Source organism: Corynebacterium sp. ACRPZ (genome assembly GCF_022346205.1).
Lineage (GTDB): Bacteria > Actinomycetota > Actinomycetes > Mycobacteriales > Mycobacteriaceae > Corynebacterium > Corynebacterium lehmanniae.
Map to the genome: position 1 here is coordinate 1 of NZ_JAKRMR010000024.1, position 13481 is coordinate 13481.

9 protein-coding genes are annotated in these 13481 nt (G+C 67.4%); 3 read left to right on the forward strand and 6 right to left on the reverse strand.

The window, feature by feature from the left end:
- Window positions 1-192: 192 nt before the first annotated feature.
- From MHX64_RS11585 to MHX64_RS11600, 4 genes are all read right to left on the reverse strand, one after another.
- Window positions 193-1134 (reverse strand): endonuclease domain-containing protein, encoded by a 942-nt coding sequence (locus tag MHX64_RS11585; RefSeq protein ID WP_239357588.1) that lies wholly within the window; start codon window positions 1132-1134, stop codon window positions 193-195.
- A gap of 192 nt (window positions 1135-1326) precedes the next feature.
- Window positions 1327-2055, reverse strand: coding sequence for an ABC transporter permease (locus MHX64_RS11590; protein WP_239357589.1), 729 nt, complete (start codon window positions 2053-2055; stop codon window positions 1327-1329).
- Complete coding sequence (locus MHX64_RS11595; RefSeq protein WP_239357590.1) at window positions 2048-2989, reverse strand: ABC transporter ATP-binding protein; 942 nt, start codon at window positions 2987-2989, stop codon at window positions 2048-2050. The genes MHX64_RS11590 and MHX64_RS11595 overlap by 8 nt, the downstream gene beginning before the upstream one ends.
- Complete coding sequence (locus MHX64_RS11600) at window positions 2982-3461, reverse strand: NUDIX hydrolase (RefSeq protein ID WP_181889134.1); 480 nt, start codon at window positions 3459-3461, stop codon at window positions 2982-2984. The genes MHX64_RS11595 and MHX64_RS11600 overlap by 8 nt, the downstream gene beginning before the upstream one ends.
- Before the next feature lie 37 nt (window positions 3462-3498).
- Between MHX64_RS11600 and MHX64_RS11605 the strand changes: the two genes are divergently transcribed.
- The 3 genes from MHX64_RS11605 to MHX64_RS11615 are packed head-to-tail and all read left to right on the forward strand — an operon-like array spanning window position 3499 to window position 8299.
- The gene (locus MHX64_RS11605; protein WP_239357592.1) at window positions 3499-4884 is read left to right on the forward strand and encodes a hypothetical protein; all 1386 of its coding nucleotides are present in this window, start codon (window positions 3499-3501) and stop codon (window positions 4882-4884) included.
- Complete coding sequence (locus tag MHX64_RS11610) at window positions 4881-5888, forward strand: glutamate ABC transporter substrate-binding protein (protein ID WP_239357595.1); 1008 nt, start codon at window positions 4881-4883, stop codon at window positions 5886-5888. Before MHX64_RS11605 ends, MHX64_RS11610 begins: the two co-directional genes overlap by 4 nt.
- Entirely contained in the window at window positions 5885-8299 is a 2415-nt protein-coding gene (locus MHX64_RS11615; RefSeq protein WP_239357597.1) for a serine/threonine protein kinase, read from the forward strand. The genes MHX64_RS11610 and MHX64_RS11615 overlap by 4 nt, the downstream gene beginning before the upstream one ends.
- 144 nt (window positions 8300-8443) lie before the next feature.
- On the opposite strand, the gene MHX64_RS11620 is transcribed toward MHX64_RS11615, so the two are convergent.
- Together MHX64_RS11620 and MHX64_RS11625 are read right to left on the reverse strand one after the other, a co-directional pair.
- The gene (locus MHX64_RS11620) at window positions 8444-10870 is read right to left on the reverse strand and encodes a hypothetical protein (RefSeq protein WP_239357599.1); all 2427 of its coding nucleotides are present in this window, start codon (window positions 10868-10870) and stop codon (window positions 8444-8446) included.
- Between the two features lie 6 nt (window positions 10871-10876).
- Window positions 10877-13481: Rib/alpha-like domain-containing protein (locus tag MHX64_RS11625; RefSeq protein ID WP_239357600.1), on the reverse strand; the 2605-nt coding region annotated here is incomplete at its 5' end.

Consider the following 13481-nt stretch of genomic DNA (forward strand, 5'->3'; position numbering starts at 1 on the left):
GACGATTGAAGTCGACACTCGGCGACGGCTACACCACCATCGCCGAACACCGACAAGCACTGAGTGCATAACAACGAGACAAAGTCCCCCAAATGCACTCCAAGAATTTGTCCGCATCCCCTATAGCGCGGTAGCCGGTTGTAGGTAGCCGGTTACGGGCGAAAGATGCCGCGGCACGGGTTCGACTGGGGCCTAGCGCGGGCGACGAGTGGTAGCCGGAACTCGTACCGATGGGTTGGCATCCGCCTCCACCTTGCTGGCCATAATGCGGCGTATGCAATCTTCAGGGTCCTGGATGATTTCGGCGGGGAAAAGACGAATCACCGTATACCCTTGCTCCCTGAGCCACCGGTCGCGTTTCTCCTGCTTGATCACTGCCTCGAAAGGCTTCTCTTTGAACTTCAGATACCCGTCGATTTCGATGACCAGCGTCCCCCACAGCAGGTCAACCCGGTAGTACCTCCCGATCCACATCTGCTCCCTCACCTTGATTCCGCGCAACGCCAACAGCACCCTCACGACGGACTCGAACGGCGACTCCGACAGTGATGAGCTCAAAGCGATAGCCTCGTTCACACGGCCAACCCCCCGCTTGCCACGCATCCGCTGCGCCACCGCCAAAATTTCGTCGCACCACATCTGTTGCTGAAGCGGCGCCATTTCGCGGTATTGCCCGTCGATGGCCGCAGTAGCGTCCGCGACACCATGGAACCTGGCGATGTCTACGACGGTGCGTGGTGGCGTCGTCAGGCGAAGGGTTGCTCCCGCGCCCGCACGGTCAATCGGATCGCGGACCACGGTGTCGATCTCGGGAACACTGATGTGCCGGTACAGCACCCCCTCAGGCCACTGCTTCTTCGGCGGCGGGTTGCCGTTGCACTGCGCGAGCTCTACCAGCTCTTCCAGGTTGGGAACCACCCACATGCCGTGCATGCGGGCAGCAGACCTGCCGACGAGCACCGCCTTATACGCCGCAGCCGACACGGAGTAGCAGCGGAGATACTCCTGCTCGTGCGATTCCAGCGTGTCCCAGTCTGTGGCGGCGATGAACTTTGTTGCAGATAGCTGCCGGCAGTCCTGGGCCTCGGCGGTTTGCCGTGACATCAGCATTCCGGTTAGACGTGCTCGATCCATGGTTCCCCCTGTGATCCATCCCCCGATGACGCGGCCAGATTAGCAAACCACGCTCGGTCGTGCTCGCCTTCCTCACGCCGCGCCGCCCCGAACACAAACACCGGCTACCTACATCCGGCTACCAGGCCCAAATCGCCTGGTAGCCGGTTGTAGGTAGCCGGTTTGGGATGCACTGAGAGGCGCAGAACCCCCCTACGCGTCGCGGGTCTCCAGCAGCACCACGCCGATGATCCACGCCGCCACGGCCCACACCGCGAAGATCAACAGCGACACGGGCAGCGTCCAGTTCGCGGGGCTGTTGGTCATGAACGCCATGAGGTTGCCAAACGGCAGGAATTTGGCCACGTCGGCGCCGTAGCGCGGGATGAAGCCGACGATGGATTCGATCAGCAGCATCATGCCCATGCCGGTGACCACGGCACCGGCGGTGTTGCGCGTGATCCAGCCCACGCCCTGCTGGAACAGGGTGATCAGCGCCATGCCGAGGGGGATGGCCCACAGGGCGCGTCGGGAGGCGGTGTTGCTCACCCAGTTCGCGGGCACGGGCGCGGTGAGGTCGCCGATGGTGAAGGCGACGGCAAGCCCCAGGAAGGTCGCCAGCGCAGCCAAAACAGCCCCGAGCACAAGCTTTGCGACGGCCACCTGCCACCGCTTCGGCGCAACCCTGAAGTTCGTCGGCGGGATGCCGAACCGGTACTCGGTGGTCACGGTCATGGAGGCCTGCACGATCACGACGATCGCGGTGATCAGCGCCATCGTGGCGGCCACGGTCAGGGGGGCGTACGGCATGCCGCCGAGTTTGGAGGCGAAACCGAACAGAGCACCGAAGAAGGCGCCGAAGACGAGGATCAGCGCGGAGTTCCACCAGAAGGAGGCGGTGGAGCGCAGTTTGGTCCACTCGGCGGGAAACAGATTAAGCATTACTACCTCCGGAGACGTACTGGGCGTGGCCCTCGGTGGATTGCATGTAGGCATCTTCGAGGGAGGCGCGGCGCTCGGCAAGCTCGGACAGCGGCACCCCGGCGGCAAAGGCGACGCGGCCGACGTCGTCGGAGGTGCGGTCCGGGATCTCGTACACGTCGCGGCCGTCGGCGTCGACCGCGCGCTTGAACGGCATGGCCACATCGGCGTGCTGCAGCGCGGCGGCCAACGCGGCCGCGGCGTCCTCGGTGGGGGTGCGCACGATTGTGGTCACGCCGGAGTTTGCGCGGATGAACTCGGCCATTGACGTGTTGGCCACCAGGCGGCCGCGGCCGATGATGATCAGGTCTTCGGCGGTCTGCGCCATCTCGGCGAGCAGGTGGGAGGACACCAGCACGGTGCGCCCCTCGGCGGCGAGAGACTGCAGCAGCTCGCGCACCCAGCGGATGCCGGCGGGGTCGAGGCCGTTGACGGGCTCGTCCAGGATCAGGTACTCCGGGTCGCCGAGCAGCGCCGCCGCGATGCCGAGGCGCTGCCCCATGCCCAGGGAGAATCCGCCGACGCGTTTGCCGGCGACCTCCGTCAGCCCCACCAGCTCGAGCACCTCGTCGACGCGGGTGCGCGGCAGCCCGGCGGCTTGCGCTTGCCAGAGCAGGCTGGCGCGGGCGGAGCGGTTGGGGTGGACACCTTTGGCGTCGAGAAGCGCGCCCACTGTGCGCGACGGATTTTGCAGCGAGCGGTAGGGCACGCCGTTGATGTGCGCGGTGCCGGATGTTGGGCGGTCCAGCCCCAGGATCATGCGCATGGTGGTGGATTTCCCTGCGCCGTTGGGGCCGAGGAAGCCGGTGACGACGCCGGGTTTGACGGTGAACGTGAGGTCGTCAACCGCTTGGACGGCGCCGTACCGTTTGGTCAGGCCTTGCACTTCAATCATGCGGTTCAGTATGCACCATGGCTTTGGCGAGCACATTGCTTAGCGACGCCGCAAAGCCCGGGTGCAGCTCAAACCCCGAAACCTCCGCCAGGGGCACCCAGCGCAGTTCCTCCGACTCCTCGTTGGCGGTCACGGCCAGCGGTGCCTCGCACAGCGCGATGACGGTGGTGTAGCTCCACTCCGGCAGGTCCGTGGTGACCAGCTCTTCGACCACGTCGATGCGGCCCGGGTCGATGGCGCACTCCTCCACGGACTCGCGAACGGCCGCCTGCGCTGGGGTTTCGTGGCTGTCGCGGGCGCCGCCGGGGATGCCCCAGGTGCCGCCCTGGGCGGTCCAGCCGGCGCGGTGCTGCAGCAGCACTTTCGCGTCCGCTCCGTTACCGGCGACGAGGAAGAGGCCGGCGGCGCCGAAGCGCCCCCAGAGTCGTGTGCCGTCGGGTGTGGTGACCCAGCCGTTTCCGTCGCCAAGCATGGCCCCCACTGTAGGCGCGAACAGTTATTATTGCGGAATGGTGACGCAAAGCAGGCCGAGCGACGACGCGTGGCTCGACGAGCTTGAAGCGCGCCCTGCGCACCCGCGCCTGCACGGCGTCCTCCACGGCCCGCTGGCCGGTCCCGTTCGCATGGGCCGGCGCGGCCACGCGTTCGCGCGGACCACCCCGGGCAAGCTCATCGTGGTGATGGTGCTGCTGACCGCCATGCTGCTGGCGGCGGGGCTTTCCATGAGCCAGTCCATGGCCGGCCGCAACCAGGCGCTGGACACCGTGCGCGAGGCGACGGAGCCGATGAGCGCGGCGGCGCACCTGCTGTCCACCTCCCTGCTGCGCGCGGACACCATCGCCGCGGGCGGATTTGTCCAGCCCGGGCCGCTGTCGCACGAGGACGTGCAGGCCTACTCCGCAGCACTGGACACGGCGGTCAGCTCCGCCGGCGAGATTTACAAGGGCGCGGTGGAGGCCAACACCGCCACCAGCGAGCGCATCGAGGAGCTGGTCAGCGACATCCAGCGCGACCTGCCCGTCTACGCCGGCCTGAACGAGCGCGCCCGGGTGAACCAGCGCATGGGCAACCCGGTGGGCGTGGCCTACATGTCGGAGGCGTCCAGCATCATGCGCACCCGTTTGCTGGTGTCCGCCTCGGAGATCAACGCGCTAACCCGAGAGGACGTGGCCAAGGAGATGCGGCGCCTGTCCGAGCCGCAGTGGGTGCCGCTGTCCGGCCTCATGGCGGCGCTCGGTTTCCTCGTGCTCACCCAGTGGTGGCTGTGGCGGGTGTTCCGCCGGCGCCTGAACAAGGGCTTTCTCGCCGGCACGCTCGCCGTGGTGGTGGCGCTGAGCTGGGCCGCGGTGTCGAACTACCAGTCCTGGCGCAACGGCTCCGTGGAGTACGAGCGCGCGGCGAAGCCGTGGGAGGAGCTCACCGTCGCCCGCTTCGACGCGTTGGAGACGCGCACGGACGAGACGTTCGCGCTGCTGCGCCGCCAGTCGGTGGTGCACTCGTCGCGGGCGTTCGACGGCACGTATGCGTCGGTGAGCGCGGCGCTCGAGACCGCAGAGGAGTACGGCGGGGAGCAGCAGCTTATCGACGACGCACGCGACGCCCTGCGCACCTGGGCCTACGAGCACAACGAACTCGTCGGCGCGCTGAACACGGGCAGCTACGAGCAGGCGGCGGCGCTGTTGGCCTCCGGCGGCGGGGCGGGCGAGGCGCCGTTCAGGGAGCTGGACGCGACGCTGTCCAAGCTCATCGCGTCGTCGAGGGAGGGCACGCAGGCCTACATCGACGCCTCGCTGGACGCGACGCGGCAGGTCTCCGCGTGGGTGGCGCTGCTGTCCGTTTTAGCCGTGGTCTGCACGTGGCTGGGCATCCGCAGAAGGCTGGGTGAGTACCTGTGAGAAGGACATGGGCCGCGTGCGCGTCGGTGCTGGCGCTGGGGCTTTCGGGGTGCTCGGAGGAGCCGACCCCGGTGCGCGCCACCATCGTCCCGGAGCAGGAAACCTCCACCACCCGCGAGCTGTTGCCGCTGCCGCCCGGCGCGGCCCTCGAGGACGCGCAAGGGGTGCCGGCGGAGCCGTACGTGCCGGCGAAGCTGGACTGGGAGGGCTCGCTGAACCCCCGCACCGCTGAAGACGACACCCCGAACGTGGACCGCATCAAGCGCCGCGGCCGACTGGTGGTGGGCATCGACCAGTCCCTCTACCTGCTGGCGTTCCGCGACACCGCCAGCGGCGAGCTGCGCGGGCTGGAGGTGGACCTCGCCCGGGCGATCGCAGAAGACATTTTCGACGAGGAGCACACCGGGATCAACCGCCTGGACCTGCGGTTTGTGGACTCGGCTTCGCGCGCCGAGGCGCTGAACAACGGCGAGGTGGACATCGTCATCCGCACCATGTCCATCACGCCGGAGCGCGCGAAGTCGATCGATTTTTCCACCCCGTATCTGACCTCTGGCGTGCAGGTTCTGGTGCCGCGGGACCGGGGAGTGGACGACATCAACCAGCTGGGCGGCAAAACGGTGTGCATCGTCGACGGCACGAACCTGACCCAGATCGCGCGCACGTTCACCCCGCACTCGAATATTTTGCGCACCCGCTCCTGGTCCGACTGCTTGATGGCCACTCAGCAGTTCCAGGCGGACGCGATCGTGGCGGACGATTCCATCCTGGCGGGCCTGTCCGCGCAGGACCCGTACGCGACGATCCTGCCGGGCACGCTGGCGACGCAGTACTACGGCGTGGGCATCCCGAAGGGCCAGACGGACCTGGTGCGGCAGGTCAATTCGACGCTGGAGCGGATGCGTAACGACGGCACGTGGTACGAGCTCTACTCCACCTGGCTCGGGGGCTCCATCGCGGAGTCCTCCCCGCCGCCGCTGATGTACCGGAAGGAGGAGCAGTGAGCACTGAGCAGGATTCGCAGGACCCGCTGGAGCAGCGCACCGAGGCGGTCCCATTCGACCCGTTCGCGGATGAGGACGACGCCGAGCCGGGCACCGAGGCCGTCGCGTTCGACCCCTTCGCCGACGACGATGACGAGGACGGCTGGGACTCCGACGGCGAGACGGACTACTCCGCCATGGGCGAGATGGCCGGCCTGCTCAAAGACTTGGACAAGCTGCGCAAGGGCGGCAACCGCGAGGACCCCTCGCAGCGCTCGCGCCGGCTCGCCCTGGACACGTTCCGCGAGCGCCGCGGCACCCGGCGCGCCACCCGCGTGGTCGCCGACGGCATGGTGGAGCTGCCCTGGGTGGAGCCCACCGAGCCGAAGGAAGCGCTGATCGACCCGGAGCCGGCCGTGGTGAAAAAGGGCATCGCCCCGCCGGTGCTCAACCCGGGCGACGTGGTGGCCAGCCAGTACGAGATCATGGGCGTGATCGCCCACGGCGGCATGGGCTGGATCTACCTGGCCCAGGACCACCACGTGGCGGGCCGCGTGGTGGTGCTCAAGGGCCTGCACTCCACGGACAACCCGGACGAGGCGGCCGCCGCCGCTGCCGAGCGCGAGTTCCTGGCGGAGATGACCCATCCCGGCATCGTGCAGATCTACAACTTCATCGACGACCCGCGCGTGCCCGGCGGGTTCACCGTCATGGAGTACGTGGGCGGGCCGAGTTTACGGGCATGGCGGAATGCGTCGACAAGCAAAGTGCTCCAACCCGACATCGCCATCGCCTACATGCTCGAAGTCCTGCCGGCGCTGGACTACCTGCACTCGCGCGGGGTGGTGTACAACGACCTGAAGCCCGACAACATCATCGTCACCGAAGACCAGGTCAAACTCATCGACATGGGCGCGGTCTCCGGCATCGGCGCCTTCGGGTTCATCTACGGCACGAAGGGGTTCCAGGCGCCGGAGGTGGCCACCGAAGGGCCGTCCGTCGCCTCCGACGTGTACACCGTGGGCCGCACCTTGGCGTCGCTGGTGGTGGACCTGCCGCAAACCGACGGCGTGTACGACCTAGGTATCCCCTCCCCCGCCGACGAGCCGCTGTTCCGCCAGTACACCTCCCTGTACCGGCTGATCACGCGCTGCTGCAACGAGGACCCCGCGCAGCGCTTCACCAGCCTCACCGAGCTGGAGGCGCAGATGCTCGGCGTGCTGCGCGAGATCGTCGCCGTGCGCGACGGGCGCACCTACCCCGCGCAGCACTCCCTGTTCTCCCCTCAGCGTACGACGTTCGGCACCAAACACCTGGTGTTCCGCACCGACCAGCTCATCGACGGCATCGCCCGCAGCGTGGACATCACCCCGCAAGAGGTCGTCGCCGCGCTACCGTCGCCGCTGGTCAACCGCGACGATGTCGGCGCCGCCATGCTCCAGGGCTCCTCGTATGCCGAACCACGCGAAACGCTGGAGACGCTGCGCCAGGCCATGACCACCCCGCAGTACGAGCACTCCATCGAAATCCCCTTCGGCGTCGTGCGCACCATGATCGACCTCGGCCTGACCACCCAGGCGCGCACCTGGCTGCGCTCGCTTTCGGAGCGCTTCGGCGACAACTGGCGCTACTCCTGGTACGCGGGCGTGGTGGAGACGCTGCTTGGAGACTTCGCCTCCGCGAAGGGTTCGTTTTCCCAGGTGCTCAACCAGCTACCCGGCGAGGCCGCCCCCAAACTCGCGCTCGCCGCAGTCAGCGAGCTCATCCTGCAGGAGGGCGGGTATCAATCGAGCGCACTGCTTCACGACGAGCTCTCGCCCGCCGCCGCCGGCCTCACCCACCACCTCCGCGACGTGCCGGACGCCGTGTTCGAGCGCATGGCCGCCGACGGAGCCACAGACAACACGTGGTCGCTGACCGTGACCGCCCCCGAAGGCCTGCGCTTCCACGCCACCCGCCTCTACGCCCTGGTGTGGATGACCAACCCCACCACCGTCTCCTCCGCGTTCGGCCTGGCTCGGATGCTCATGTGCGAAGGCGAAGTGGAGTTGGCGATCAAGGCCCTGGACAAGGTGCCCAACGCGTCGCGCCACTACCGGATGGCGCAGCTGACCGCCATTTTGTGCCTGGTTGCCGAGGGCGCCACCGAAGACCACATCCGGCTCGCCGCCCGCCGCCTCGAGCAGATCCCCTCCACCGAGCCGCGCTTCTTGCAGATCAAGGTCGCCGTCATCGAGGCCGGCCTGACGTACCTGCGCGCCCACCAGGCCTCCACCAACGTGGCGCTGTTCGAGTACCCCTTCACCATCCGGGGCCTGCGCCGCGGCCTGGCCCAGACGTTGCGGGACCAGGCCCGGGTGGCGCCGTACCCGAAGCACCGCTACGCGCTGGTGGACCTGGCCAACAAGGTCCGCCCCGCCACCTGGTTCTAGGGGTTTGGGCGGCGGAGACCGAGCGGGGCGGCGGCCCGCCGACACATCGCGGCGGAATCTGTCAGGCGGGCGCTATCGTCCCAGGTCATCGCAAACGGCCGCCGTAATCTGTCAGGATTACGGCGGCCGTTTCGGCGGGGGTGCTTAGATGAAGCCGCCCATCGCGGCTGCGGCGCCGCCGAGGCCGACGACCGCCAGGATCGCGATGATGATGCCCACGATCGCGCCGGTGCTGCCGCCGGATGCCTTGCCGCCCTTACCGGTCTCTCCGGCCTGGTTGTTCGGGGCCGGCTCGTTCCGGCTCGGGTTCTGCGTCGGGTTCGTGCCCGGCTTCGGCGCAGGCTGGGTCGCGCCGTTGAGCTCGGTCACGGCCGGGCGTCGATTGCCAGTCCGCACAGGCTGGTTGTTCTTGGTGGGCACCGGTGCCGGTTTGGCCAGGGTCGGCTTCGCCGGGTCCTTTTTGCCCACGGTGTCGCGCGCGGCCTGGAGGTGCTTGGAGTTCTTCTTCTCCAGGTCCTTGACCAGCTGGTCCATCTGCTCGGTGGTGTAGTTGAGCACGGAGAACTCGTTGGTCTCCTCGGCTACCAGGCGGCCGTCGGCGTTGAAGACGCGGAACTTCACCGGCATGGAGGAATCCTTGTAGCCGGCGGTGTTGGCAATCGGCACCTCGACGTTGTACTTGCCGTGCTCCTTGAGCACGCCTTCCACCGGGTAGGTCTTGCGGAACTTGCCGCCAGGGTAGTCCACCTGCAGGGTGAACTCGTGCAGGTCGATGCCCAGGTTGGACAGCTCCAGGTGCACCTTGGAGTCGGAGCGGTTGGCGATAATGACGTTCTTCACGCCCTCGCGCTCGCCCAGCACGCGGATGCCGGCCTTGCCGTTGTTTTCCTCCGCAGCCATGAGCACGAGCTCATCCACTTGCGGGTGGCTGTGTCCGGACTCGGACGGGTCCTCGGACACGCCGGTGGAGCCGGTGGCCTTGGCAATCTCGCCGTTGACGATGTCCAGGTTGTCCCAGTCGGCCGCGATGTCGTAGGCGCCGGTGAAGCACTTCGCGGTGCCGTCGTAGCAGGACTCCGGGATGACGGTGTTGTCGTTGGAGGTGGAGTTCGTGTCCGAGTAGTCGAAGTAGCTGAACTGGTACAGGTAGTTCATCACGGACTTGTACTTGGGCACGTAGGCGCTGTTCGGCTTCTTCACGGCGGACGCGCCGGAGTGGGTCAGGCCCAGGTTGTGGCCGAATTCGTGGAGGATGGTGTTGCGCATCTGCTCCTGGGACGTCATCAGGTAGTTCTTGGCCACGTAGAACGCGCCGTCGGAGATCAGGCCGTTGCCGGAGGACAGGTTGCCCGCCTCCTGCTGGTCGCCGATGATGCCCACGCGGAAGACGGACTGGCGTGCCCCGAGCAGGTTCTTGCGGTCCTTGACCAGGCGCACACCGGGCACCTCTGCGCGGCCGTTGCCGTCCTTGAAGTAGATCGGCGCGTACGGGATCGTGTCGCCGCCCTGCGGCGTGATGCCCGGGATGTTGCTGTAGTAGTCGCCGGCGTCGATGTGCAAGTTGTAGCCGCGGCGGTCGAACAGGTCCACCAGGTCGTTGAGGATCTTGCGCGACGGGCGGTAGACGTTCACGTTCGCGTCGGCGCACTCCAGGAACTCGCCGAAGTCCTTCTCCGTTGCCGCGTATTCGCGCTTCTCGGAGCAGCCCTTGGTCTCCCACTCGGACTGCATCCAGTTCAGCTGCAGGAACAGGTCCGGCTTGTTCGGGTCTGCACCCCAGCGGTGCAGCGGGAACTCGTTGCCGTCCGCGTCGGTGTAGCCGTTGATCTCCCAGTCGTCGGGGAGGCCGTCGCCGTCGGAGTCCTTCAGCGCTTCGTTGGCGTCGCCGGCGATGGTCATGCGTGCGCTGAGCCTATTGTCGTGGCGCTGCCACACGCCCGCGTAGTAGCGGTCGCCGTCGTTCCTGCCGGCTTCTGCGGCCTGCTGGCTTTCGCCGGTGCCGGTGGTGTCGGCGCCCTCGAACTTGGTGTGCAGCTTGTAGCGGCTGCCCACGTCGATGGTGTACTCGTTCGGGCCCGCTTCCTCGGAGCTGAACGGGTAGTCGTAGGACATCAGCCCGTCCGTGAGCACCAGCTTCAGGTCCCGCTTGCTGTCGCTTTTCAGTTCCACCCGCACGTCCACGTTTGCGGGGGTGACGGTGAAGGTGCGCACGAGCTCCACGCCGAGGTTCGGGTCGGTGTGGGTGAGGGTGACCACGTCGCCCTCACTGTTGGAGGCGGGCTCCACCTTGGTCTTCTCGCCCGCGAACTCGACCTTCTGGCCGTCCGCGTAGGCGTCCAAGTAGAAAGCGGTGGGCATCAGGCCGTAGGTGAGGCTGTTGTACATCAGCCAGGACACTCGGCCCTTGTTCACGTCCACGTTCTGGAAGCCCTCGGCGGCGCCGGTGGTGACGCCGACCTGGTAGCTCTTGGACAGATCCACGGCCGCATCGGCCTGGACCGGCAGCGTGACGCCGGCGGTGAGGCCTAGCGCGACAACAGCCGCGATTGCTCTTTTACCTGTGTGCATCATGTGTCCCTACACCCACTGCTCTAAAAAGTGTTGAAATTTATCGCAATTATCGTACAGAACCTTGCCAGCTGTACCCAACAAACCGAGCACCGCCAGCGCCCACACCCACGGCGAGGGCTTCGAGGAGCCATTGCTTTGCGACGACCCTCCGGCCGCAACGCCATCCACTTCCACCGTCACATTGAACTGGCCCGTGGAGCCGTCGGCGAAGCGCACGTTCACCGGGATCTGCTTGACCTGGCCGGCGGCGTCGGCCGGGACGCGGAACTCGAGCACGCCGCGGGCACGGTCCAACGAGACCTCCCAGCCCTCCGCGTCGAACTCGCCCAAGCTGAACGGATAGTCCGCGGCCTTCTTGGGCACCGGCAGCGTGACTCGTGTGGTGAAGTCGGGGCGGCCGACAGCGGAGACGTCGTCAAGCAATGTGCTCTCGGCGAGCGTGCTCATGCCGGACTTGGTGCGGACCTCAACCCGCGCCGAGGTGATCGTGCTCGAGGAATCCTCGAACGTGACCTGGACCGGAATGTCGCGCGGGCCCGGGACGGTGCCGTCGTAGCTGACGACGGTGAGCTCGCCCGTGTCCGGGTCGATCTTCGTGCGCAGCCCCGGGATCGGCTTGATCAGGGAGAACGACGCGCCCGAAACGTTCGGCCGCAAAATGGCGGTCTGGCCAGCGTTGATGGTTACTCGCGGGTACTCCACGTGCGTCAGCGCCGCGGTGCCGCGCACGGTCGTGGCCGGCACCTCGACGACGCGCTGCGAACCGTCCGCGAACGTCACCACAACTGGAATCAGCGCCGCCTGCGGGTCCTCCTCGTCGCCGTTGCGGGCAGCCGTGATCGCGCCCGTCTTCGGGTCCACGGACGCCTGCCAGCCATCCGCGTCAAAGGACGCGGCCAGCGCGAACGTGGTGCCCGCCGGGGCCTGGCTCGGCGCCACCGTGACCGGGGTGCCGGCATCCGTGACCTTCACCGGGCGCCAGGAGACGACCTGGTTGGCGGCCTCCGACTGCGTGGCCACCGGCACCGTGATCTCCTGCACGGAACCATCCGGAAGCGTCAGTTTCAACGGGATGTCAAAGTTCGCGCCAACCGGGGCATCCTCCGACACCTTCACGGTGATCGCGCCCGTTTCCGGGTCAATCTCCACCGGCAGCGCCGTCAGGCCGGTCTGCTCGAAGGTCGCGCCCGGAGGCATCGAGCCCGTGGGGAACATGCGGATGTTGCCGTCCGCGTCGAAGAACGGCTTGCCGTAGCCCGCGGCCTCGGTGGAGTCCGCCAGCGACGGGCCCGTCAGCGCCGCAATGTGGGCGGAGACGGTGGCCTCGTTGTCCTTGTCCGAGACCGTGCCGTCGGAGTACAGCACCGTCACCGGGACCGTGATCGGCTCCGGGTTCTCCTCCGGGGCGGCGGCGTAGATCTCGCCGGTGTCCGGGTCGATGCTGACATCCCAGCCCTTGTAGGCCTTCGCCGCGCCGAGCTGCTTACCGTTCTCGTCGTACACCGGGGCCAGGGCGTACTGGCCGATGTTCTCGCCGTCTTTGTTGACGGGGAACGTGCCGTCGAGAAGCGGCACCACAACCGTCTTGCCCGGCTGCGCGCCGAGCCCCTCCTGGTAAGCGGGCTTGTACATCTCGTTCTTCGCGCCGGCATCGACGTGGAAGGTCGCGTTCGCCTTGCCCGTCGTGCCGTCCGGGTAGGTGAAGTTGACTGGGATATCGATGGCCTCGCCCGCTGGAGTGCGCAGGGGCGCCTTCACCGTGACAACGCCCGTGTCCGGGTCGACAGTTCCCTCAGCGCTCTCGGTGGAGAACTTCGTGCCGGCAGGAAGCGGCTGGCCCTTGTACTCGATGCCGTCGCGGTTGACGTTCGCGATCGGCGTGCGGCTCGAGTTGGTCTTGCCCGCCTGGACGTAGGAGTCCTTGTACTCCATGCCGCTGATGCGGTCCGCGTCGCTCACCGGTGCCGTCACCTCGACAGTGATGGTGTCGCGCTCCCCTGCCTCGGAGATCACATTCACCGGGTACTCGCCCGGCTTGATATTGCGGCCCGGCGCCGCCACGACCTGACCGTCCGACGCCACGGACAGCCACTCCTGTGCCTCGCCGTCGACGCGCACGTTGACGGTCGTGGACGGCTTGCGGGAAGGCAGGGCGACCTTGGTGGTGCCCGCCTGCACGGTCAGCCTGTCCCAGTCGAAGTCATCGACCGACGGGGCCGGCTGCGCACTGGTCGTCGGTTGCGGTGCGGACGTGGTGGGTCGCGCCGAGGTCGGCTTCGCGGTGGTGGGTTGTGCAGACGTGGTCTGGCCCGAAGTCGGCTTGGTGGTCGACGTGGGTGCCGGCTGAGTCGTCAGTCGGCCCGAGGTCGGGGTCGCCGAAGTCGGCTGCGAAGCGCTCGGCTCGGAAGAACCCGGCGTAGACGGCTTCGTCGTCGGTTCCGGGGTGTCCTGGCCCGAAGTCGGCTGGCCGGGAGTCGGCTTGTCCGAGGCCGGAGTCGTCGGCTTCGGAGCCGACGTTGTGGGCTGCGCGGACGTGCCCTGACCAGACGTCGGCTGACCGGCAGTCGGCTTGGTGGTGGACGTCGGATTCGCAGTGGAAGTCGGCTTGCCC

Excerpts from the sequence above, each read along its gene's own strand:
- MHX64_RS11585 (WP_239357588.1), bottom strand. The coding sequence starts at position 1,134 with ATGGATCGAGCACGTCTAACCGGAATGCTGATGTCACGGCAAACCGCC.
- MHX64_RS11590 (WP_239357589.1), bottom strand. The coding sequence starts at position 2,055 with ATGCTTAATCTGTTTCCCGCCGAGTGGACCAAACTGCGCTCCACCGCC.
- MHX64_RS11595 (WP_239357590.1), bottom strand. The coding sequence starts at position 2,989 with ATGATTGAAGTGCAAGGCCTGACCAAACGGTACGGCGCCGTCCAAGCG.
- MHX64_RS11600 (WP_181889134.1), bottom strand. The coding sequence starts at position 3,461 with ATGCTTGGCGACGGAAACGGCTGGGTCACCACACCCGACGGCACACGA.
- MHX64_RS11605 (WP_239357592.1), top strand. The coding sequence starts at position 3,499 with ATGGTGACGCAAAGCAGGCCGAGCGACGACGCGTGGCTCGACGAGCTT.
- MHX64_RS11620 (WP_239357599.1), bottom strand. The coding sequence starts at position 10,870 with ATGATGCACACAGGTAAAAGAGCAATCGCGGCTGTTGTCGCGCTAGGC.